24 protein-coding genes are annotated in these 21,870 nt (G+C 73.6%); 22 read left to right on the top strand and 2 right to left on the bottom strand.

The annotated features are described in order from the left end of the window. The first annotated feature begins 11 nt into the window (after positions 1-11). The 11 genes from rpmJ to glmM all read left to right on the top strand — a co-directional run bounded on the left by rpmJ (position 12) and on the right by glmM (position 10,029). Positions 12-128 carry a 50S ribosomal protein L36 gene (gene rpmJ, locus FHR78_RS08940; RefSeq protein ID WP_043593327.1) on the top strand — a complete coding sequence of 39 codons (117 nt, stop codon included), beginning with the start codon at positions 12-14 and terminating at the stop codon, positions 126-128. 188 nt (positions 129-316) lie between these two features. Next, positions 317-691 carry a 30S ribosomal protein S13 gene (gene rpsM / locus FHR78_RS08935; protein ID WP_056057338.1) on the top strand — a complete coding sequence of 125 codons (375 nt, stop codon included), beginning with the start codon at positions 317-319 and terminating at the stop codon, positions 689-691. 44 nt (positions 692-735) lie between these two features. Further along, a complete protein-coding gene (gene rpsK, locus FHR78_RS08930) occupies positions 736-1,134 on the top strand; it encodes a 30S ribosomal protein S11 (RefSeq protein WP_055799944.1) in 399 nt (132 codons plus the stop codon). A 188-nt stretch (positions 1,135-1,322) separates the two neighbouring features. Then, positions 1,323-2,315, top strand: a complete 993-nt coding sequence (locus FHR78_RS08925) for a DNA-directed RNA polymerase subunit alpha (protein ID WP_166760166.1) — start codon at positions 1,323-1,325, stop codon at positions 2,313-2,315. 49 nt (positions 2,316-2,364) lie between these two features. Next, positions 2,365-2,949, top strand: a complete 585-nt coding sequence (gene rplQ / locus FHR78_RS08920; RefSeq protein WP_166760165.1) for a 50S ribosomal protein L17 — start codon at positions 2,365-2,367, stop codon at positions 2,947-2,949. Between the two features lie 222 nt (positions 2,950-3,171). Further along, the gene (locus FHR78_RS08915; RefSeq protein ID WP_166760164.1) at positions 3,172-5,964 is read left to right on the top strand and encodes an ExeM/NucH family extracellular endonuclease; all 2,793 of its coding nucleotides are present in this window, start codon (positions 3,172-3,174) and stop codon (positions 5,962-5,964) included. A gap of 110 nt (positions 5,965-6,074) precedes the next feature. Beyond that, complete coding sequence (truA, locus tag FHR78_RS08910) at positions 6,075-7,001, top strand: tRNA pseudouridine(38-40) synthase TruA (RefSeq protein ID WP_347878124.1); 927 nt, start codon at positions 6,075-6,077, stop codon at positions 6,999-7,001. Further along, complete coding sequence (locus tag FHR78_RS08905; protein ID WP_166760163.1) at positions 6,998-7,480, top strand: GNAT family N-acetyltransferase; 483 nt, start codon at positions 6,998-7,000, stop codon at positions 7,478-7,480. Before truA ends, FHR78_RS08905 begins: the two co-directional genes overlap by 4 nt. 195 nt (positions 7,481-7,675) lie before the next feature. Further along, positions 7,676-8,122: a 50S ribosomal protein L13 gene (rplM, locus tag FHR78_RS08900; protein WP_166760162.1), complete on the top strand. Its 447-nt coding sequence runs from the start codon at positions 7,676-7,678 to the stop codon at positions 8,120-8,122. A gap of 32 nt (positions 8,123-8,154) precedes the next feature. After that, on the top strand, positions 8,155-8,640 hold the full coding sequence (rpsI, locus tag FHR78_RS08895; RefSeq protein WP_166760161.1) for a 30S ribosomal protein S9: 486 nt from the start codon (positions 8,155-8,157) through the stop codon (positions 8,638-8,640). A 27-nt stretch (positions 8,641-8,667) separates the two neighbouring features. Then, a complete protein-coding gene (glmM, locus tag FHR78_RS08890) occupies positions 8,668-10,029 on the top strand; it encodes a phosphoglucosamine mutase (protein WP_166760160.1) in 1,362 nt (453 codons plus the stop codon). Here glmM and coaA read toward each other — a convergent pair. Next, positions 10,026-10,970, bottom strand: coding sequence for a type I pantothenate kinase (coaA, locus tag FHR78_RS08885; protein WP_166760159.1), 945 nt, complete (start codon positions 10,968-10,970; stop codon positions 10,026-10,028). The two genes, glmM and coaA, sit on opposite strands and share 4 nt — an antisense overlap. A gap of 82 nt (positions 10,971-11,052) precedes the next feature. Between coaA and glmS the strand changes: the two genes are divergently transcribed. The 5 genes from glmS to tsaE are packed head-to-tail and all read left to right on the top strand — an operon-like array spanning position 11,053 to position 16,125. Further along, positions 11,053-12,912, top strand: coding sequence for a glutamine--fructose-6-phosphate transaminase (isomerizing) (gene glmS, locus FHR78_RS08880; RefSeq protein WP_166760158.1), 1,860 nt, complete (start codon positions 11,053-11,055; stop codon positions 12,910-12,912). Between the two features lie 30 nt (positions 12,913-12,942). Continuing rightward, complete coding sequence (locus FHR78_RS08875; RefSeq protein WP_166760157.1) at positions 12,943-13,332, top strand: holo-ACP synthase; 390 nt, start codon at positions 12,943-12,945, stop codon at positions 13,330-13,332. Next, positions 13,329-14,417 carry an alanine racemase gene (gene alr, locus FHR78_RS08870; protein ID WP_166760156.1) on the top strand — a complete coding sequence of 363 codons (1,089 nt, stop codon included), beginning with the start codon at positions 13,329-13,331 and terminating at the stop codon, positions 14,415-14,417. Before FHR78_RS08875 ends, alr (FHR78_RS08870) begins: the two co-directional genes overlap by 4 nt. Then, a complete protein-coding gene (gene alr / locus FHR78_RS08865; RefSeq protein ID WP_166760155.1) occupies positions 14,414-15,592 on the top strand; it encodes an alanine racemase in 1,179 nt (392 codons plus the stop codon). Before alr (FHR78_RS08870) ends, alr (FHR78_RS08865) begins: the two co-directional genes overlap by 4 nt. Further along, positions 15,589-16,125: a tRNA (adenosine(37)-N6)-threonylcarbamoyltransferase complex ATPase subunit type 1 TsaE gene (tsaE, locus tag FHR78_RS08860; protein ID WP_166760154.1), complete on the top strand. Its 537-nt coding sequence runs from the start codon at positions 15,589-15,591 to the stop codon at positions 16,123-16,125. Before alr (FHR78_RS08865) ends, tsaE begins: the two co-directional genes overlap by 4 nt. On the opposite strand, the gene FHR78_RS08855 is transcribed toward tsaE, so the two are convergent. After that, entirely contained in the window at positions 16,112-16,954 is an 843-nt protein-coding gene (locus FHR78_RS08855) for a helix-turn-helix transcriptional regulator (RefSeq protein WP_166760153.1), read from the bottom strand. The genes tsaE and FHR78_RS08855 overlap by 14 nt on opposite strands. Before the next feature lie 143 nt (positions 16,955-17,097). On the opposite strand from FHR78_RS08855, the gene FHR78_RS08850 reads away from it, so the two are divergent. From FHR78_RS08850 to FHR78_RS08825, 6 genes are all read left to right on the top strand, one after another. Then, the gene (locus FHR78_RS08850; RefSeq protein WP_166760152.1) at positions 17,098-17,844 is read left to right on the top strand and encodes an SDR family NAD(P)-dependent oxidoreductase; all 747 of its coding nucleotides are present in this window, start codon (positions 17,098-17,100) and stop codon (positions 17,842-17,844) included. A 64-nt stretch (positions 17,845-17,908) separates the two neighbouring features. Further along, entirely contained in the window at positions 17,909-18,583 is a 675-nt protein-coding gene (gene tsaB, locus FHR78_RS08845; protein WP_166760151.1) for a tRNA (adenosine(37)-N6)-threonylcarbamoyltransferase complex dimerization subunit type 1 TsaB, read from the top strand. After that, positions 18,580-19,116: a ribosomal protein S18-alanine N-acetyltransferase gene (gene rimI, locus FHR78_RS08840; RefSeq protein WP_166760150.1), complete on the top strand. Its 537-nt coding sequence runs from the start codon at positions 18,580-18,582 to the stop codon at positions 19,114-19,116. Before tsaB ends, rimI begins: the two co-directional genes overlap by 4 nt. After that, positions 19,113-20,201 (top strand): tRNA (adenosine(37)-N6)-threonylcarbamoyltransferase complex transferase subunit TsaD, encoded by a 1,089-nt coding sequence (gene tsaD / locus FHR78_RS08835; RefSeq protein WP_166760149.1) that lies wholly within the window; start codon positions 19,113-19,115, stop codon positions 20,199-20,201. The genes rimI and tsaD overlap by 4 nt, the downstream gene beginning before the upstream one ends. Positions 20,202-20,316: 115 nt before the next feature. Beyond that, positions 20,317-20,691 carry a DUF4190 domain-containing protein gene (locus tag FHR78_RS08830; protein WP_166760148.1) on the top strand — a complete coding sequence of 125 codons (375 nt, stop codon included), beginning with the start codon at positions 20,317-20,319 and terminating at the stop codon, positions 20,689-20,691. A gap of 138 nt (positions 20,692-20,829) precedes the next feature. Further along, the gene (locus tag FHR78_RS08825; protein ID WP_166760147.1) at positions 20,830-21,855 is read left to right on the top strand and encodes a DUF4190 domain-containing protein; all 1,026 of its coding nucleotides are present in this window, start codon (positions 20,830-20,832) and stop codon (positions 21,853-21,855) included. Positions 21,856-21,870 lie beyond the last annotated feature (15 nt).

The raw sequence follows: 21,870 nt of genomic DNA, 5'->3' as shown, positions 1-21,870 counted from the left end.
AGGAAACAACGATGAAGGTCAACCCCAGCGTCAAGCCCATCTGCGAGCACTGCAAGGTGATCCGCCGCAAGGGCAACGTCATGGTCATCTGCAAGAGCAACCCGCGCCACAAGCAGCGTCAGGGCTAGCACTCGGGCCGAGTGATCGGCCCACGCAGCAACCGGGGCTCCCGAGCCCCACAGCACCACCCCACGAGCAGCACCAGAACCCGTCGAGTCAGTCGCCCCGTGCGACCGCCGGCGGGGGACACCCCGGGACGGAGGCCCGGGCACCGGTGCTGCGACAGACCTCCACCACTCTCTGAGGAGAAGCCACCATGGCACGTCTAGCAGGCGTTGACATCCCGCGCGACAAGCGCGTCGAAGTCGCACTGACCTACATCTACGGAGTCGGCCGCACCCGTGCGCTCAAGACTCTCGCCGAGACCGAGATCGACGGCAACATCCGCGTCAAGGACCTCACGGACGACCAGCTCGTCCTGCTCCGCGACCACATCGAGGGCAACTTCAAGGTAGAGGGCGACCTCCGCCGCGAGGTCGCCGCCGACATCCGCCGCAAGGTCGAGATCGGCAGCTACGAGGGCATCCGCCACCGCCGCGGCCTGCCTGTGCGCGGACAGCGCACCAAGACGAACGCGCGTACCCGCAAGGGCCCGAAGCGCACCGTCGCCGGCAAGAAGAAGGCTCGCTAGGCCCCGGCTCCCGCCGTACGCCTCTAGGTTCGTAGGAGATCAAAATGGCAGCACCGAAGTCGGCCGCGCGCAAGCCCCGCCGCAAAGAGAAGAAGAACGTCGCCGTGGGCCAGGCCCACATCAAGAGCACGTTCAACAACACCATCGTGTCGATCACCGATCCCTCGGGTGCCGTGCTGAGCTGGGCTTCGTCCGGCGCCGTCGGCTTCAAGGGCTCGCGCAAGTCGACCCCGTTCGCCGCGCAGCTCGCGGCCGAGTCGGCTGCGCGTCAGGCGCAGGAGCACGGCGTCAAGAAGGTCGACGTCTTCGTCAAGGGCCCGGGTTCCGGTCGTGAGACGGCGATCCGCTCGCTGCAGGCCGCCGGCCTCGAGGTGGGCTCGATCAACGACGTCACCCCGCAGGCGCACAACGGCTGCCGCCCGCCGAAGCGTCGTCGCGTCTAACTGAGTTGCCGCCCGTCGTGCCTCCTCCGCCCCTCGAGGGCCGAGGAGGCGCGGCGGGCTCGACCGCGTCACCACCGCCTCCTGCGTCCATCGCACGGGGCGCCCACAACTCAAGAGACCGACGGGCCAGCCACCCTGTCGTACCGCCGAGAGTCATATAGCGGACTCTCCGCCGAAAGGAATCCACAGTGCTCATTGCACAGCGCCCCACCCTCACCGAGGAGAACATCTCGGAGTTCCGCTCACGCTTCGTGATCGAGCCCCTCGAGCCCGGCTTCGGCTACACCCTCGGCAACTCGCTGCGTCGCACGCTCCTGTCGTCGATCCCCGGCGCGGCCGTCACCAGCATCCGGATCGACGGCGTGCTGCACGAGTTCACGACCGTCCCCGGCGTGAAGGAGGACGTGACCGAGGTCATCCTCAACATCAAGCAGCTGGTCGTCTCGAGCGAGCACGACGAGCCCATCACGGCCTACCTGCGCAAGCAGGGCGCCGGCCAGGTGACGGCGGCCGACATCTCGGCTCCCGCCGGCGTCGAGATCCACAACCCGGACCTCGTCATCGCGACCCTGAACGACACCGCGAAGTTCGAGCTCGAGCTCACGATCGAGCGTGGCCGCGGCTACGTCTCGGCCGTGCAGAACCGCGCCGAGTTCAGCGAGGCCGGCCAGATCCCGATCGACTCGATCTACTCGCCCGTCCTCAAGGTCACCTACCGCGTCGAGGCGACTCGTGCCGGTGAGCGCACCGACTTCGACCGCCTGGTCGTCGACGTCGAGACGAAGCCGGCCATCACGCCGCGCGACGCCATCGCGTCGGCCGGTCGCACGCTGACCGAGCTCTTCGGCCTGGCCCGCGAGCTCAACACCGCCGCCGAGGGCATCGAGATCGGCCCCGCGCCGGTCGACGCCGTCCTCTCCAGCGAGCTGCAGACCCCCATCGAAGACCTGGATCTGTCGGTCCGCAGCTACAACTGCCTGAAGCGCGAGGGCATCAACACGGTGTCCGAGCTCGTCGCCCTCTCGGAGACGCAGCTCATGAACATCCGCAACTTCGGTCAGAAGTCGGTCGACGAGGTGAAGGACAAGCTCGTCGAGCTGGGTCTCTCGCTCAAGGACACGGTCCCCGGGTTCGACGGAGCCCACTTCTACAGCGGCTACGACGAGGAAGAGACCAACTAGGTCTCGTCTCCCGACGCCCTCCATCTTCGACAGCTAGGAACCAACGATCATGCCCAAGCCCACCAAGGGTCCCCGCCTCGGAGGCGGACCGGCTCACGAGCGCCTGATGCTCGCGAACCTCGCCGCCTCGCTCTTCGAGCACAAGAGCATCAAGACGACCGAGACGAAGGCCAAGCGCCTCCGCCCCGTCGCCGAGCGCCTCGTCACCTTCGCGAAGCGGGGCGACCTCGCGTCGCGTCGTCGCGCGATGCAGACGCTGCGCAACAACAAGGACGCCGCGCACATCCTCTTCACCGAGATCGCGCCGCTCGTCGAGAACCGTGAGGGCGGCTACACCCGCATCACGAAGCTCGGCTTCCGCAAGGGCGACAACGCCTCGATGGTGTCGATCGAGCTCGTGCTCGAGCCCGTCACCCCCAAGGTGAAGAACTCGTCGAGCTCGAAGGCCACGCCGGCCGCCGCGCCCGTCGAGGAGCCCGCCGAGGCCCCCGTCGACGAGACCGAGACGGTCGAGCAGAGCGAGCCCGTCGAGGCCGAGACCGAGACGGCCGCCGCCGACGAGGTCGAGACCGACGCCGCCGCGAAGTCGGACGACGCCGCGTCGGACGACGCCGCGAAGCCGGACGACAAGTAACGAGCAGCACCGCACCACCGGCCGAGGGCCCGTCACCGCGAGGTGACGGGCCCTCCGTCGTTCCCGCGGTCCGTCACGAGCGGCGCCGGTGGGGCGTCCTGCGGACGGCGACGTCCCCCGAACAGGTGTCGTTCACCTCGACGACACATGACGGAAACCCGGGGGGCGCGGGCCCCCTCTAGGGTCGCGGGGACCCCTCCTCCCCACTCGCCGAAGGAACCCATGTCACCCCGACCCCGACACACCACCCCGAGGGCGGTCGCCCTGGTGGCCGGTCTCGCCGTCCTGCTCGGTCCGCTCGTCCCCGCCGCCGCCTCCGCGGCTCCCGGCGGGACGGGCGTCGTCATCGCCGAGGTCTACGCCAAGGGCGGCAGCGCGAACGCGCCGTACACGAACAAGTTCGCCGAGCTCTACAACCCGACCACCGCCTCCGTCTCGCTCGCCGGGTGGTCGCTGCAGTACCGCTCGGCCGCGGGCACCGGGACGTTCTCGACGGCCGAGCTCAGCGGGGCGATCGCCCCCGGGGGCCACTACCTCGTCCAGATGGCGGCCAACGCGACGAACGGCGTCTCGGCCGGGGCGCCGCTGCCCACGCCCGACGCCGTCACGACGCTCAACCCGGCCGGCGGCAGCGGCGTCCTCGTGCTGTCGGACGCCGCGACGCCCCTCGCCCTGCCGGCGGGCTCGGTCTCGTCGACCACCCCCGGCGTCGTCGACGCCCTCGGCTGGGGAACCGCCACCGTCTACGAGGCGACCGCGGCCGAGGCGGGCACCGCCAACAGCACCCCCACCTCCTACGTGCGCACCGACGCCGCCGACACCGACGTCAACGCGGCCGACTTCGTGCAGCAGTCGCAGGTCACGCCGCAGAACTCCGGCGGCACCGGGTCGACCCCCACCGAGCCGCAGCCCGTGCCCGAGCCCGTCAGCGAGGCGGACGTCACCATCGCCGAGCTGCAGGGCACGACGGACGTCAGCCCGTGGGCGGGACGCACGGTGACCACGCGCGGCGTCGTGACCGCGGCCTACCCGACCGGCGGTCTGGACGGCTACGTCGTCCAGACCGAGGGCACCGGAGGCGCGCTCGACCTGGGCACCCACCGCGCGTCCGACGCGGTGTTCGTCTACTCCGCGGTCACCGTGGGCTCGGTGGCCGTGGGCGACCACGTCGAGCTGGTCGGCGAGGTGACGGAGTACCGCGGGCTGACGGAGCTCACCGTCACCACCGCCTCCTCGTTGACGGTGCTCGACGTGCCCGCCGTCGCGCCGCTGCCCGCGACCGTGGGCTTCCCCGCCACGGACGCCGAGCGCGAGTCGCTCGAGAGCATGCTCGTGCTGCCGCAGGGCGACTTCACGGTCGCCGACACGTACACGACGAACCAGTACGGCGAGATCGCCCTGGCGGTCGGCGACCGGCCGCTGATCCAGCCGACCGAGGTCGCGGCCCCCCGCAGCGCCGAGGCGGCGGCGGTGGCGGCCGACAACGCCGCCCGCGCGGTGTCGCTCGACGACGGCGCGAGCACGAACTTCCTCACGGCGTCGAACCAGTCGATCCCCGTGCCCTACCTGTCGAACGAGCACCCCGTCACCGTGGGGGCGGGCGTCACGTTCACCGAGCCCGTCGTGCTCGAGTGGCGCAACGACGGCTGGACGTACCAGCCGACCGCGCGCGTGACCGGCGACACGGCGTACGCCGACCTGCCGGCCGAGTTCGAGGACGTCCGCACGGAGCGTCCGCGCGACGTCGGCGGCGACGTGAAGCTCGCGAGCTTCAACGTGCTGAACTACTTCACGACGACCGGCGACCAGCTGACCGGCTGCACCTACTACCGCGACCGGACGGGCGCGCCGCTGACGGTGAACGAGGGGTGCGACGCCCGCGGCGCCGCGGACGCCGCGAACCTCGCCCGCCAGCAGGTCAAGATCGTGACGGCCATCGACGCCCTCGGCGCGGACGTCGTCTCGCTCGAGGAGATCGAGAACTCGGCCCGCTTCGGCGAGGACCGCGACGCGGCCCTGTCGACCCTCGTCGGCGCGCTCAACGCGGCCGCCGGCTCGGACGTCTGGGCCTTCGTGCCGTCGCCGGCCCCGGAGGCGCGCCCCGCCGACGAGGACGTCATCCGGCTGGCGTTCATCTACAAGAAGGCCGTGGTCGAGGTCGCGGGCGCCTCGACGATCCTCACCGGCTCGGCGGCCTTCAGCAACGCGCGCGAGCCGCTGTCGCAGGCCTTTCGCCCCGTCGGCGGCGACGCCGACTCGACGTTCCTCGCGATCGCCAACCACTTCAAGTCGAAGGGCAGCGGCACGGGAGCCGACGCCGACCTCGGCGACGGCCAGGGCGGCTCGAACGCCTCGCGCGTGAACCAGGCCACGGCGCTGGCGGCGTTCGCGGCCGAGCAGGAGGCGGCGGCCGGCACCGACGCGGTGTTCCTGCTGGGCGACTTCAACGCCTACAGCGAGGAGGACCCGATCCAGGTGCTGCGCGCCGCCGGCTACGTCGACCTGGGGTCGACCGAGACCGACGAGTACAGCTACGTGTTCGGCGGCCTGAGCGGCTCGCTCGACCACGTGCTCGCCTCGCCGGCGGCCCTGGCCGCGGTCACCGGGGTGGACATCTGGAACATCAACTCGGGCGAGTCCGTCGGCCTCGAGTACAGCCGGTTCAACACCAACGTGGCGCAGCTGTGGGCCCCGGACCAGTTCCGGGCCAGCGACCACGACCCCGTCGTGGTCGGCGTCGACCTGCTCGCCGACGAGGCCGACCCGGGCGCTCCCGGCGCGCCGGCCGACCCGGCCGACCCGGCCGACCCGTCGGCGCCCGCCGACCCGGCCGACCCGTCGGCGCCCGCCGCCCCCGGCGACGCCGTCCCGGCCGGCCAGGGCCAGGCGTCGCCCGCCGGGCTCGCCTACACCGGGGCCGGGCCGCTGGCGGCCTGGGCCGCTCTCGCCCTGGTGCTGCTGACCGCGGGCGGGGCGCTCGTCGTCCGACGTCGCCGCGCCTCCTCGGGGGCCTGACCGCACCTGACGACGACGGCCGCGACACGGGAGCACCGTGCCGCGGCCGTCGCCGTCCCGGCGAAGGGGGCGACGAGGAGGCGCGCCCCGGCACCCGTAGGATCGACGGCGTGACGAACGCCCCGGCCCTCGACGACCCGGCCTTCGTGCAGGCGGGGCTCACCCGCATGCGGCTGACCGTCGCGTACGACGGCACCGCGTTCTCGGGCTGGAGCGAGCAGCCCGGCCGTCGCACGGTGCAGGGCGAGATGGAGGCGGCGCTCCGCACCCTCTTCGGCCGCCACGAGCACGTGCCCACCGTCACGGTCGCCGGCCGCACCGACGCCGGGGTGCACGCCCGCGGCCAGGTCGTCCACCTCGACCTCACCGACGACCAGGTCGCCCAGCTGCAGCGGCCGCACCGCGGCATGGTCGACCGCTCGCCCCTCGACGCGCCCACGGTGCTCGCGCGGCGGCTCAACGGGCTGGCGGGCGCCTCGGACGAGATCGTGGTCTCGGGGGCGCGGGTGGCGCCTCCGGGGTTCCACGCGCGCTTCGGCGCGCTCTGGCGACGCTACGAGTACCGCATCGCCGACCGGGGCGCCGAGCGCGACCCCTCGCGACGCGGCCACACGCTCTGGTACGACCACCGGCTCGACCTCGACCTGATGAGCGCCACGGCCGCCGGGCTGGTCGGGCTGCACGACTGGGCCGCCTACTGCCGGCACCGCGACCACGCGACGACCATCCGCGAGCTGCAGCACTTCACCTGGAGGCGCGAGGCCGACGGCGTGCTCGTCGCGACCGTGCAGGCCGACGCCTTCTGCCACAACCTCGTGCGCAACCTCGTCGGGGCCTGCGTCGCCGTGGGGGAGGGCTCGATGCCCGAGCACCGCGCCGTCGGCATCCGCCGCGAGGCCGCGCGCAACGGCGAGTTCCGGGTCGTGCCCGCGACCGGGCTCACGATGGTCGAGGTGGGCTACCCGCCCGACGACGAGGTGGCGGCCCGTGTGGTGCTGACGCAGGTGAAGCGGTCGGCCGCTAGCCTCGACGGATGAGCGCACCCCGTCCCGCGACACCGTCCGACGTCCCCGAGATGCTCCGGCTGATCGTCGAGCTGGCCGTCTACGAGAAGGAGCCCGACGCGGTCAAGACCTCGGAGGCCGACCTCGACCGGGCGCTGTTCGCCGACGCGCCGGCCGTGTTCGCGTTCGTGGTCGACGGCGACGAGCCCGGCGAGCTGGTCGGCCTGGCGATCTGGTTCCTCACCTTCTCGACCTGGGAGGGGGTGCACGGCATCCACCTCGAGGACCTCTACGTCTCGCCGCGGCACCGCGGGGCCGGCCACGGCAGGGCGCTGCTGGCCCGCCTGGCCCGGGAGGCGACCGCACGGGGCCTCGCCCGGGTCGAGTGGGTCGTGCTCGACTGGAACGAGCCGTCGATCGGGTTCTACCGCTCGCTCGGGGCCGCCTCGATGGACGAGTGGACGGCGTTCCGCCTCGACGGCGAGGCCCTCGCCGCGCTCGGCGCGGCCTGACGCCCGCCCCGCGCCGCCGCACGCTGTTTGACGCCCCCGGGCGTGTCGGGTATCGTCGACCCTCGGTGTCTGCGCAACTGCGCGCGGCGCCCGAAGTTGAGCCCTCCACCTGACTCGTTCTCGCGACATCGTCGCGACAACGGCAACGGAGCGGGATTCACGGACACCTCACCTCGACCAGGAAGCAGCACTACTGTGACGCGCACTTTCTCCCCCAAGCCGGCTGACGTCCAGCCGCAGTGGCTGATCATCGACGCGAACGACGTCGTCCTCGGCCGCCTCGCGAGCCACGTGGCAGCCCTGCTGCGCGGCAAGCACAAGCCGACCTTCGCCCCCCACATGGACATGGGCGACTTCGTCATCGTCATCAACGCCGACAAGGTGGCCCTCACCGGCTCCAAGCTGGCCGAGAAGCTCTACTACCGCCACTCGGGCTACCCGGGCGGCCTGACGGCGACGACCTACTCCGAGATGGTCGAGAAGCACCCGACGCGCGCCGTCGAGAAGGCCATCCGCGGCATGCTGCCGAAGAACTCGCTGGGCCGTGCCCAGATCAAGAAGCTGAAGGTGTACGCGGGTGCCGAGCACCCCCACGCTGCTCAGCAGCCCACGGTTTACACCCTCGACCAGGTCGCCCAGTAGCGTCCGCCTTCAGACTTAAGGACCCCCACACAGTGGCTCAGATCGCAGATTCCATCGACCAGGCTCCCGAGAGCTTCACCACGGAGAGCTCGGCCCCCGAGGCCCAGGCGACGCCCCGCGCCGTCCTGAACGTCTCCGGCTCGGCCGTCGGCCGCCGCAAGGAGGCCATCGCCCGTGCGCGCCTCGTGCCCGGCAACGGCACGTACGTCGTCAACGGACGCACCCTCGAGGAGTACTTCCCGAACAAGCTGCACCAGCAGCTGATCAACGACCCGTTCAAGGTGCTCGACCTGCTCGGCGCCTACGACGTCACCGTCAAGGTCACCGGCGGCGGCCCCTCGGGCCAGGCCGGCGCGCTCCGCCTCGCCATCGCGCGTGCGCTGAACGAGATCGACCGCGAGAACAACCGCGCCACGCTCAAGAAGGCCGGCTTCCTCACCCGCGACGCCCGCGTCATCGAGCGCAAGAAGGCCGGTCTCAAGAAGGCCCGCAAGGCCTCGCAGTTCTCGAAGCGCTAGTCGCACACCCACCAGGCAGGTCTCGCGATGTCGCGTCTCTTCGGTACCGACGGCGTCCGCGGACTCGCCAACCGTGAGCTGACCGCCGCGCTCGCCCTGGGCCTCGCCCAGGCGAGCGCGGTGGTGCTCACCAAGGGGCACCACGCCGACGCGCGTCGTGCCGAAGGGCGCCGCCCCGTCGCGGTCGTCGCCCGTGACCCCCGCATCTCGGGGGAGTTCCTCACCGCCGCCGTCTGTGCGGGCCTGGCCAGCTCCGGGGTCGACGTGCTCGACGCCGGGGTCATCCCGACCCCCGCGGCGGCGTTCCTCGTCGACGACATCGGCGCCGACTTCGGCGTCATGATCAGCGCGTCGCACAACCCGGCGCCCGACAACGGCATCAAGTTCTTCGCGTTCGGCGGCACGAAGCTGCCCGACGAGGTCGAGGACCGCATCGAGGCCGCCATGAGCGACCCGCAGCTGATGCCCGTCGGGGGCGACGTCGGCCGCATCCGCCGCTTCGCCGACGCCGAGGACCGCTACGTCCTCCACCTCCTCGGCGCCCTGCCCAACCGCCTCGAGGGCCTGCACGTCGTGCTCGACTGCGCCCACGGCGCCGCCTCGGCCGTCTCGCCCGAGGTCTTCACCGACGCCGGCGCGACGATCACGCTGATCGGGGCCGACCCCGACGGCATGAACATCAACGACGGCGTGGGCTCGACGCACCTCGACAACCTCGCCGCCGCCGTGCTCGAGCACGGCGCCGACATCGGCATCGCGCACGACGGCGACTCCGACCGCTGCCTCGCGGTCGACGCGACGGGCGCGGTCGTCGACGGCGACCAGATCATGGCGATCCTCGCCGTCGCCCAGAAAGAACACGGCCGCCTGGCGCACGACACGCTCGTCGCGACCGTCATGAGCAACCTCGGCCTGATCCGCGCGATGGAGGAGCACGGCATCACGGTGCGCCAGACGCGGGTCGGCGACCGCTACGTGCTCGAGGACATGAACGAGCACGGCTTCACGCTGGGCGGCGAGCAGTCGGGCCACATCGTCTTCAGCGAGTGGGCGACGACGGGCGACGGCATCCTCACCGGGCTCTCCCTCGTGGCGCGCATGGCCGAGACCGGCAAGACGCTCGCCGAGCTCGCGCAGGTGATGACGGTGTTCCCGCAGATCCTGATCAACGTGAAGGGCGTCGACCGCGACCGCCTGGGCGGCGACCAGGGCGTCGCCGACGCCGTCGCGGCGTTCGAGGCCGAGCTCGGCGACACCGGCCGGGTGCTGCTGCGCCCCTCCGGCACCGAGCCCGTCGTGCGGGTCATGGTCGAGGCCGCCGACCAGGCGACCGCCGACCGCGTGGCGCACGCCCTCGCCGACGTGGTGCGCGAGCGGCTCGCGCTCTAGATCTTCCGCAGCAGCACCGAGCTGACCGCGTGGTCGGCGGCCTTGCGCAGCACCAGGGTCGCGCGCGAGCGGGTCGGCAGCACGTTCTCGATGAGGTTCGGCTCGTTCACCGAGCGCCAGACCGACGACGCGAAGGCCCGGGCCTCGGGCTCGTCCATGTCGGCGAACCGGTGGAAGAACGAGCGCTCCTGCGTGAAGGCGCTCTTCTGCAGGGCGAGGAACCGGTCGACGAACCAGTTCTCGATGTCGCCGGTGCGCGCGTCGACGTAGACCGTGAAGTCGAACAGGTCGCTGAGGGCGAGGCGCCCCGCGACGGGCGGCTGCAGCACGTTGAGCCCCTCGACGATCAGGATGTCGGGGCGCCGCACGACGACCTCGGCGCCCGGCATGATGTCGTAGCTGGTGTGCGAGTAGAACGGCGCCCGCACCTCTTCGGCGCCGCTCTTCACCTGCGAGACGAAGCGCAGCAGGTGGCGGCGGTCGTACGACTCGGGGAACCCCTTGCGGTCCATGATGCCCCGGCGCTCGAGCTCGGCGTTGGGGTAGAGGAACCCGTCGGTGGTGACGAGCTCGACGCGGGGCGTGTCGTCCCAGCGGCTGAGGAGCTCGCGCAGGAGGCGCGCCACCGTCGACTTGCCGACCGCCACCGAGCCCGCGACGCCGATGACGAACGGGGTGCGCTGCGCCCGCTCGCCGAGGAAGTCGCTGGTGGCCCGGTGCAGGTTGCGGGCGCCGGCCGCGTAGAGGTTGAGGAGGCGGCTGAGCGGCACGTAGACGTCCTGCACCTCGCGCATGTCGAGCCGGTCGCCGAGGCCGCGCAGCTGCACGATCTCGGTCTCGGTGAGGGGCAGCCGCGTGGTGGGCGCGAGCTCGGCCCAGGCGTCGCGGTGGATCTCGACGAAGGGCGTCGCGTGGGTCGTCGGGGAGCTCGCGTCGGCCATGCGCCCGAGGCTACCCGGTCGGCGCGCGGCCCACCGCCGGGTCGCGCAGGGAGGCCGGGAGCGACGCCGTAGGATCGTCTCCATGTGTGGAATCGTGGGATACGTGGGCTCCGCCGGTGCCGGCTCGACCAGCGTCGACGTGCTGCTGAGCGGCCTCAAGCGGCTCGAGTACCGCGGCTACGACTCGGCCGGGGTGGCCGTGGTCGGCGACGACGGGTCGCTCGACAGCCGCAAGCGGGCCGGCAAGCTGAAGGTGCTGGTCGACGACCTCGCCGAGACCCCGCTGCGCGACGGGCAGACCGGCATCGGCCACACCCGCTGGGCCACGCACGGCGGCCCCACCGACGAGAACGCGCACCCGCACCTCGCCGACGACGGCAAGCTCGCCCTGATCCACAACGGCATCATCGAGAACTTCTCCGAGCTGAAGGCCGAGCTGCTCGCCGAGGGCGTCGAGTTCCTCAGCGAGACCGACTCCGAGGTCGCGGCGCACCTCGTCGCCCGGGCCTACCGCGCGTCCGGCGACCTCACCGAGGCGCTGCGCACCGTCGTCGCGACCCTCGACGGCGCCTTCACGCTGCTCGTGGTGCACGCCGACCAGCCCGGCGTCGTCGTCGGCGCCCGCCGCAACTCGCCGCTCGTGATCGGGCTGGGCGAGGGCGAGAACTTCCTCGGCAGCGACGTGGCGGCCTTCGTCGCCCACACCCGTCGCGCCATGTCGATCGGCCAGGACCAGCTCGTCACGATCCGCCCCGACTCGGTCGAGGTCGTCGGCTTCGACGGCGTGCCCGTCGAGACGACCGAGTTCGAGATCGACTGGGACGCCTCGGCCGCCGACAAGGGCGGCTGGTCGAGCTTCATGGCGAAGGAGATCAGCGAGGAGCCCGAGGCGGTCGCCAAGACCCTGCTCGGCCGCGTCTCCGACGGCGCCGTCACGCTCACCGAGCTCGACGGCGTGGCCGAGCGCCTGCAGACCGTCGACCGGGTGATCGTTATCGCCTGCGGCACCGCCGCCTACGCCGGCATCCTCGGCAAGTACGCCATCGAGCAGTGGGCCCGCGTGCCCGTCGAGGTCGAGCTCGCACACGAGTTCCGCTACCGCGACCCGGTGCTCGACGAGAAGACCCTGGTGGTCTCGATCAGCCAGTCCGGCGAGACGATGGACACGCTGATGGCCGTGAAGTACGCCCGGGAGCAGGGCGCCCAGGTGCTGTCGATCTGCAACACCCAGGGCTCGACGATCCCGCGCGAGTCCGACGCGGTCATCTACACGCACGCCGGCCCCGAGGTCGCCGTCGCGTCGACCAAGGCCTTCGTCGCCCAGGGCACGGCGCTGTTCCTGCTCGGCCTGCACCTGGCCACCCTGCGGGGCACGCTGGGCCGCGACGAGATCGCCGCGCAGGTCGCCGACCTGCAGGCCATCCCCGAGAAGATCGAGCGCGTGCTCGAGTCGTCCGAGCGCATCCGCACGCTGGCCGGCTGGATGGCCGACACCCGCTCGGTGCTGTTCCTCGGCCGCCACGTGGGCTACCCGATCGCGCTCGAGGGCGCGCTCAAGCTCAAAGAGCTGGCCTACATCCACGCCGAGGGCTTCGCCGCCGGCGAGCTCAAGCACGGCCCGATCGCGCTGATCGAGCCCGGCCAGATCGTGTTCGTCATCGTGCCGTCGCCCCGCGACCCCCGGTCGCTGCACCCGAAGGTCGTCTCGAACATCCAGGAGATCCGGGCCCGGGGCGCGCGCGTCATCGCCGTCGCCGAAGAGGGCGACGCCGCCGTGCTGCCCTTCGCCGACGAGGTGCTGCACATCCCCCTCGCCGCGCCCCTGTTCGAGTCGCTCCTCGCCGTCGTGCCGCTGCACGTCTTCGGCATGGAGCTCGCCGCGGCCAAGGGCCTCGACGTCGACCAGCCGCGCAACCTCGCCAAGTCGGTCACCGTCGAGTAGCGGCAGCCCCGTGACGCACCGGCACGCATCGTGATCGTGGGCATCGGGGTCGACGTCGTCGACCTGGAGCGCTTCGCGAGGTCGCTCGACCGCACCCCCGCCCTGCGGCCCCGCCTGTTCGGCGAGGCCGAGCTCGTGGCGCCCGGCGGCGGGCCGCGCCGCGTCGAGTCGCTCGCAGCGCGGTTCGCGGCGAAGGAGGCGCTGATCAAGTCCCTGGGCGGCTCGACCGGGGTGCGCTGGCACGACGTCGTGGTCGAGTCCGACGCCGACGGCGCCCCGAGCCTCGTGCTCAGCGGGGGCGCGCGGTCGCTCGCCGACTCGCGGGGCGTGACGCGCCTCCACCTCTCACTCAGCCACGACGGCGGCGTCGCCGTCGCGTACGTCGTCGCCGAGGGGGCCGAGGAGGCGGTGGTCGCGTGACCCAGGACGTCCGGCTGGCCGTCGACACCGCCGCCCTCGCCCACAACGTCGCCGTGCTGCGTCGCGCCGCCGGCGACGCCCTCGTCATGGTCGTCGTCAAGGCCAACGCCTACGGCCACGGCGCCGTCGAGAGCGCCCGGGCCTTCGCCGCGGCGGGCGTCGACTGGCTCGGCGTCGCCGACCTCGGCGAGGCGCTCGAGCTGCGCCGGGCGGGCATCACGACGCCCGTGCTCGCCTGGCTGCACGCCCCCGGCGAGACCTTCGACGAGGCGGCCCGGCACGACGTGACCCCGGCCGTGTCCGACCTGGCCCAGCTCGAGGCCGCCGCCGCCGCGGGCGTCCGCGCCGTGCACCTGTGCGTCGACACCGGCCTGAGCCGCAACGGCGCCGTCGAGTCCGAGTGGCCCGCGCTCTTCGACCGGGCGGCCGAGCTCACCGACGTGCTGCCGGTCGAGGGGCTGATGACCCACCTGTCGAACACGTCGCCCGAAGAGGACGGCCTGCAGTTCGCCGCGTTCCTCCGCGCGGCCGCGGCCCTCGGCGAGCGGGGCGTCGAGCCGCCGCTGCGCCACCTGGCCGCCTCGGCCGCCGCCCTGCGCTTCGAGGGCTCGCACGGCTCGATGGTGCGCTTCGGGCTCGCCGCCTACGGCCTCAGCCCCTATCCCGACCGCCGGCCGGCCGACCTCGGGCTGCGTCCCGCGATGACCATGACGGCGCCGGTGACCTCGATCAAGCGGGTGCCCGCGGGCGAGGGCGTCTCGTACGGCTACCTGTTCCGGCCCGAGCGCGACACGACCATCGCCGTCGTGCCGGTCGGCTACTCCGACGGCGTCGACCGGGCGGCGAGCGACCGCGCGTCGGTCACGATCGGCCGGCGCACCTACCGCGTCCGCGGCCGCATCGCGATGAACGCCCTCGTGATCGACGTCGGCGACGACCCGGTCGAGGTCGGCGACGAGGTCGTGCTGTTCGGCGACCCGGCGCTCGGCCGCCAGGGCGCCGACGACTGGGCCCGCGCCTCCGGGGGCATCACCTGGGACGTCGTCGCGTCCCTCTCCGCACGACTGCCGAGGAGCTGGTCATGACCGCCTGGCTGCGCCGCGCGACGATCGACCTCGCCGCCTACCGGGCCAACCTGACCTCGCTGATCGAGCGGATGGCGCCGGTCGAGGTGCTCGCCATCGTCAAGGCCGACGCCTACTCGCTGGGCGCCGACGTCATCGTGCCCGAGGCGCTCGCCGCCGGCATCCGCTGGTTCGGCACGGTCGAGCCGCAGCCCGCCTACGAGATGCGGCGGGCCGGCGTCGGCGACGAGGCGTCGTTCTTCGCCTGGCAGCTCGGCCCCGACGAGGACTGGGACGCGGCCGTGCGCCTGCGCGTCGACCTCGGCGTCTCGACCCTCGAGCAGCTCGAGTCGTTCGCGGCGGCCGCCCGGGCCGCGGGCCCCGGCCACGAGGCCCTCGTGCACCTGACCATCGACACCGGCCTGCACCGCGAGGGCTGCCTGCCCGCCGACTGGCCCGCGTTCGTCGCGCGCGCCGTCGAGCTGCGCGACGAGGGCACGGTGCGGCTGCGCGGCGCGTTCTCGCACGTGTCCGAGACGAGCGAGGCCGACGACCACGCCGCCTCCCTCGTGTTCCGCAAGGCGCTCGACGACGCGGAGGCGCTGGGCGCGACCTTCGAGAAGCGCCACATGTCGTCGAGCTCGGCCGGGATGGAGCACCCCGAGCGCCGCTTCGACATGGTGCGCATGGGCTCGAACGGCTACGGCAACCCCGTCACCGAGGGCGTCACGGCCGCCGACCGCGGGCTGCGGCCCGTGCTGACGCTGGGCGCGCGCGTCGTGCGCGTCAAGCGGGTCGCGGCCGGCACCGGCGTCTCGTACGACTACACCTGGCGGGCCGAGCGCGACACGACGCTCGCGCTCGTGCCGCTGGGCTACGCCGACGGCGTGAGCCGACGTGCGCAGGGCTCGGCGACCGTGACGATCCACGGGCGGCGGTACCCGATCGTCGGGCGCGTCGCGATGGACCAGTTCCTCGTCGACGTCGGGGACGACGCCGTCGAGGTCGGCGACGAGGTGCTGCTGTTCGGGCCCGGGGACGACGGCGAGCTCACCATCGGCGAGTGGGCCGACCTGACGGACTCCATCCCCGAAGAGGTCTCGTGCCGCATCGGGGCGCGGGTGCCGCGGGTCTACCTCGGCGGCGTCGCGGGCGGGGGAGCGGGCGGGGGAGCCGCCGCCGGGGCGTCCTCGTGACCGTGCCGCCGCCTCCTGCGGGCCGGGTGCTCGTCGACCGCACCCTGCCCGACACCGAGGCCACGGAGGCGCTGGGCCGGCAGCTGGGCGGCCTGCTGCGGGCAGGCGACCTGCTCGTGCTCACGGGGCCGCTCGGCGCCGGCAAGACGACCTTCACGCGGGGACTCGGGGCGGCGCTGCACGTGCGCGGCCAGGTGGCGAGCCCCACGTTCGTGCTCGCGCGGACGCACCCGAGCGAGCAGGGGCCGCCGCTCGTGCACGTCGACGCGTACCGGCTCGGCGGGGCCGACGAGCTCGACGACCTCGACCTCGACTACGCCGGCTCGGTCGTCGTCGTCGAGTGGGGCGCCGGGCTGCTCGACGGCGTCGCCGAGTCGTGGCTCGACGTCGTGATCGAGCGGCCGACCGGGGCCGGCGACGCGTCGGCGGTCGACCGCGACCGCGACCCGGACGACGTGCCCGACGAGCCCCGCCGCGTCACGGTGACGGCGCACGGCCCGCGCTGGGCGGGCGTCGAGGTCACGACCGGCTGAAGCGCTGCTCGCCGACCACGCCGAGCAGCGCGAGCGCCTCGACGGCCCCCGACCCGGGCGTCGGGGTGAGCACGAGCAGCACCTGCGACTGGTCCTCGGTGAAGAGCGCCTGGCAGTGCACCTCGATCTCGCCGACCTCGGGGTGCTGCAGGGTCTTGCGCTCCTCGAAGCGGGTGCCCACCTCCTGCAGGTCCCAGTAGCGGCGGAACTCGTCGCTCGTCGCGAGCAGGCTCGCCACGACGCGCGCCGCGAGCGGGTCGGGGTCGGCCATCGACGCGGCGACGCGCAGCTGGGCGACCTGGAACCGGCCCTGGCGCTCGTGGTCGCGCTCGGGGTACTGGCCCCGCGCCTCCGGGTGGGCGAACCAGCGGTGCACGCCGCTGCGGTCGAGGCCGGTCCAGGCCGCGTGGTCGCCGAACAGCGCGGCGGCGAGCCGGTTCTGGGCGAGCGTCTCGCCGAGCTCGGTGATGACGAGCGCGGGGGTGTCGTCGAGGCGGTCGAGCACGCGCATGAGCCCGGGGCTGACGTGCGGCGAGAGCCGGGCCCGCCGCGGGGCCTCGTGGCCGGCGAGGCGGAACAGGTGGTCGCGCTCGTCGAGGCCGAGCCGGAGGCCGCGGGCGATGGCCGTGAGCATCTGGTCGGACGGCTGCGGGCCGCGGCGCTGCTCGAGCCGGGCCCAGTAGTCGGCGGACATGCCGACGACGGACGCGATCTCCTCCCGCCGCAGGCCGGCGGTGCGTCGGCGGGCGCCGGCCGGCAGCCCGACGTCGGAGGGCTGCAGCGCCTCGCGGCGTGCTCGGAGGAACTCGGCGAGTCCGGGACGGTCCATGCCCTCATCCTCGCCCCTGGCCGCGCCGCGGACCAGGGAGCGGCGCTCCCCCGATCGGCGCTCCCTTCCCGGCGGGGGAGGCGCGGCGCAGGCTGGACCGCGACGGGGCGACCGGCCCCGTCCGACCCCACCGAGGAGACACCGTGAAGACCACCGGCAACACCGTCCTGATCACCGGCGCGACGTCGGGCATCGGCCTGGGCCTGGCCGAGCGCCTGCAGGCCCGCGGCGACACCGTGATCGTCGCCGGGCGACGCCGCGCCCTGCTCGACGAGATCGTCGCGACGCACCCCGGCGTGCACGCGGTCGAGCTCGACGTCGCCGACCCGGCCTCGATCGCCCGCGCGTTCGAGACCGTGACCGCCGAGCACCCCGACCTCGACGTCGTCGTCACGATGGCGGGCATCATGCAGCCGGAGGACCTCCGCGACGCCGGGCACCTCGACACCGCGGAGGCGATCGTCACGACGAACCTGCTCGGCACGATCCGCACCGCGGCCGCCTTCGGGCCCTGGCTCGCGGCGAAGCCCGACGGGGTGCTGATGACCGTGTCGTCCGGGCTCGCGTTCGTGCCGCTGCCCGCCACGCCCACCTACTCGGCGACGAAGGCGGCCGTGCACTCGTTCACGCAGAGCCTCCGCGTGCAGTGGGCCGACACGCCGCTCCAGGTCGTCGAGCTGGTGCCCCCGGCCGTGCGGACCACCCTGATGGGCCAGCAGGACGACGAGTCGGCGATGCCCCTCGACGAGTTCCTCGACGAGACCGTGGCGATCCTCGAGCAGCAGCCCGACGTCGAGGAGGTGCTGGTGCAGCGCGTGCGGTTCCTCCGCGACGCCGAGGCCGAGGGGCGTCACGCCGACGTGCTCGCCCTCCTCGCGCAGCGCCACTGACCCGCCCGTCGCCCCCGCCGAGGAGGCGCGGGCCGGGTCGGCGGCACCGCCTACGATTGACCTCGTGATCCTGGCCATCGACACCTCAGCCGGCACGGCCGTCGCCGTCGTCGACCGCGACGGCGGGGTCCTCGCCGAGAAGACCGTCGCCGACACGCGTCGGCACGCCGAGGTCGTCGGCACCCTGATCGAGGCCGCGACGACCGAGGCGGGCATCGCGCCCGGCGACCTCAGCGCCGTCGTGGCGGGCGTCGGCCCCGGGCCCTTCACGGGCCTGCGCGTCGGCATCGCCGCGGCGCGGGCGTACGCCTTCGGCGCCGGCGTGCCGTGCCTCGCCGTCGGCAGCCACGACGCCGTCGCCTTCGAGCGGCTCAGCGCGCAGGCGGGGCGCACGGTCGCCGACGCCGGCGGGCGGCTCGACTCCCCGCTGGTCGTCGTGACCGACGCCCGTCGCCGCGAGGTCGCGTGGACGGCCTGGTCCGGCCTCGACGACGACGGGCTGCCCGTGGCCGTCGACGGGCCGGCGCTCGTGGGGCCGGCGCTCCTCGACGAGGCGACCGGCGCCTCCTCGGGGTGGCCCCGCACCGACCCCGACGACACCGTGGTCTCGGCGGGGGCGCTCGGCATGCTCGCCGAGCGGCTCTTCGAGCACGGCCGGCCGTTCGCCGACGCGGCCCCGCTCTACCTGCGCGAGCCCGACGTGACGCCCGCGGCCCGGCCCAAGACGGTCAGCCAGTGAGCGTCCGGCTGCGCCGCGCCTCCCTCGACGACCTCGACGCGATCATGGCGATCGAGACGTCGGTGTTCGTCACCGACGCGTGGTCGCGCGAGGGCATGGCGCACGAGCTCGGCTCGCCCGACGGCTGGTACCTCGTGGCGACGCCCGACGGCGACGACACCCGCATCGTCGGTTACAGCGGCCTGATGGTGCTGCCCGGGGCCCCCGACGCCGACGTGCAGACCATCGCCGTGCTGCCCGACGCCCGCCGCGCCGGGCTCGGCCGTGCCCTCATGGGCCAGATGATCGCCGAGGCCCGCCGCCGCGGCGTGCGCGAGGTGTTCCTCGAGGTGCGCGCCGACAACCCGGGCGCCCAGCGCCTCTACGAGTCCCTCGGGTTCGAGGGCATCGCGGTGCGCCCCCGCTACTACATGCCCGACGGGGTCGACGCGGTCGTGATGCGGCTGCGGGTGCCCCCGACCGTCACCCGGCCGGCGGGCGGCGACGCCCCGGTCGTGCTGCCCGAGACGAGCGAGAGCGAGCCGCTGCCGTGACCGAGACGACCGCCACCTCGACCCGCCCGCCCTCGGCGGCCGCCCCCGTCGTGCTCGGCATCGAGACCAGCTGCGACGAGACCGGCGTCGGGATCGTCCGCGGCACCGAGCTGCTCGCCAACGTCATCTCGTCGTCGATGGACGAGCACGCCCGCTACGGCGGCGTCGTGCCCGAGGTCGCCGCGCGCGCCCACCTCGAGGCGATGGAGCCCGCCCTGCGCGCGGCGCTCGCCGAGGCCGGCCTGGGGCTCGACGAGGTCGACGCGATCGCCGTCACGAGCGGGCCGGGCCTCGCGGGCGCTCTCATGGTCGGCGTCGGCGCCGCCAAGGCCCTCGCGCTCGCCACGGGCAAGCCGCTCTACGCCGTCAACCACCTCGTCGGGCACGTCGGCGCCGACGTGCTCCGCGACGACGGCAGCGACCTCGAGCTGCCGACCATCGCCCTGCTCGTCTCGGGCGGGCACACCTCGCTGCTGCACGTGCGCGACCTCGTCGACGACGTCGAGCTGCTCGGCGAGACCATCGACGACGCCGCGGGCGAGGCCTTCGACAAGGTCGCCCGCCTGCTCGGGCTGCCCTACCCCGGCGGGCCGCACATCGACCGCGTCGCGGTCGGCGGCGACCCGGCCGCGATCCGGTTCCCGCGCGGCCTGACCCTGCCCAAGGACATGGCCGCGCACCGCTGGGACTTCTCGTTCTCAGGGCTGAAGACCGCCGTCGCCCGCTGGGTCGAGCGCCGACGCGACGAGGGGCAGGAGGTGCCGGTCGCCGACGTCGCCGCCAGCTTCCGCGAGGCGGTCGCCGACGTGCTGCTCACGAAGGCGCTCGCCGCCTGTGCCGACCTCGGCGTGCCCCGCCTGCTGCTCGGCGGAGGGGTGGTCGCGAACGCCCGCGTGCGCCAGCTCGCCGAGGAGCGCTGCGCCGCGGCCGGCGTCGAGCTGCGCGTGCCGCCGCTGTCGCTCTGCACCGACAACGGCGCCATGATCGCCGCGCTCGGCGCCCAGCTCGTCTCGCGCGGGCGGGCGCCGTCGCCGCTCGACTTCGGGGCGGACTCGACCCTCCCGGTGACGGTCGTCCAGGTCTGAGGCGACCCGCGCCTCCTCGGCTCGGCAGGGCCGTCCACAGGCGAGCCGCCGCCCTGGGAGGGGCGGACGGGCTCGCGCTAAGGTGGGGGCCTCACGACCAAGGAGACCACGGGACATGACCGACCAGAACCCGGCCCCCCAGGGCCAGCCGTACCACCAGGACGCCTACCAGCAGAACCCCTACCAGGCGCCCCAGGCCCCGAACGGCGGCTACGGCGCCCCGGCCCAGCGCAACTCGCTCGCGCTCGTCGCCCTGATCCTCGGCATCGCCGGGTTCTTCACGGGCATCGCCAGCATCGGCGCCATCGTCGTGGGCCACATCTCGCTCAGCCAGATCAAGAAGACCGGCGAAGAGGGCCGCAGCATGGCGCTCTGGGGCACCATCCTCGGCTACGTCGCCGTCGCGCTCGGCCTCATCCTCATCGTGGTCGTGATCATCTTCGCCGCCGCGGCCGCCGAGGCCGGGCTGAGCACCTACGACAACTACTAGGCACGCTGCCCCGGCTCCTCTGCGGGTCGGTGGATAGCATGACGGGGTCCGCGCTCACCGGCGCGGGCCCCGTTCCCGCATCCTGAGCGTGCCACCGCACGACTCGTCCGCAGCCGTCCCGCACGCGAAAGGCTCCTCATGGCCACCGACGACACGAACCCCGAGCAGCAGGCCCCCGGCTCGGCGCCGACCCCTGCCCCGTCGTCGGGCTCGACGCCCCCGCCGGCGGCCCCTCCCGTGCCCGCGGACGAGCACGGCCGACCGGCCGACTCGCCGCCCCTGCCGCCCACCGCGTTCCCCGGGGCGCCGTCGCAGCAGCCCGCGCCGCAGCCGTCGCACCACCCGTTCGTCGCCCCCGGGGCGGCGCCGCTCGGCTCGCAGCCGCCGGCGTCGGCTCCGTACGGTGCGCCGCAGCCGCCGGCGTCGGCTCCGTACGGTGCGCCGCAGCCGCCCGCGTCGGCCCCGTACGGCGGGCAGCAGCCGCCCGCGTCGGCCCCGTACGGCGGGCAGCAGCCGCCCGCGTCGGCCCCGTACGGCGGGCAGCAGCCGTCCGCGTCGGCCCCGTACGGTGCGCAGCAGCCGTCCGCGTCGGCTCCGTACGGTGCGCCGCAGGCGCCCCCGCGTCCCGTCTACGGCCAGCCGGTGCCGCCGCAGCAGCCGTACGGCGCTCCGCAGGCGCAGGCGTACGGCGCTCCCCAGCAGCAGCAGCAGCCCTACGGCGCTCCCCAGCAGCAGCCGTACGGCGCCCCACAGCAGCAGCAGCAGCCCTACGGTGCTCCCCAGCAGCAGTACGGGGCCCCGCAGCAGCCCTACGGCGCGCCCCAGCAGCCCTGGGCGACCTCGTACGCGCCCTACGGCTCGGCGGGCCCGACCAAGCCCTCGAGCGTGCTGAGCATCCTCTCGCTCGTCGGCTCGATCGTGGGCGTGCTCGCCGTGCTCGTCACCTTCGGCGGGGGCGTCGTGTTCTCGGTCGCCGGCGTCGTGCTCGGCCACGTCGCCAGCCGCAAGGAGCGACCGGCGCGCCGCCTCTGGCTGCCGGGCCTCATCGTCGGCTACGCCGGCGTCGGCCTCGCGATCATCATCTGGATCGGCCTGATCGTCTTCTTCTCGAGCATGCCCGGCGGGTCGTCCGGCACGTTCGACGGGGGCTACGGGCAGTCCTGACCCGCGCCTCCTCGG

This window comes from Frigoribacterium faeni (assembly GCF_011761235.1).
In the GTDB taxonomy this organism is placed as follows: domain Bacteria; phylum Actinomycetota; class Actinomycetes; order Actinomycetales; family Microbacteriaceae; genus Frigoribacterium; species Frigoribacterium faeni_A.
This window is presented reverse-complemented; position numbering and strand designations above follow the sequence as displayed.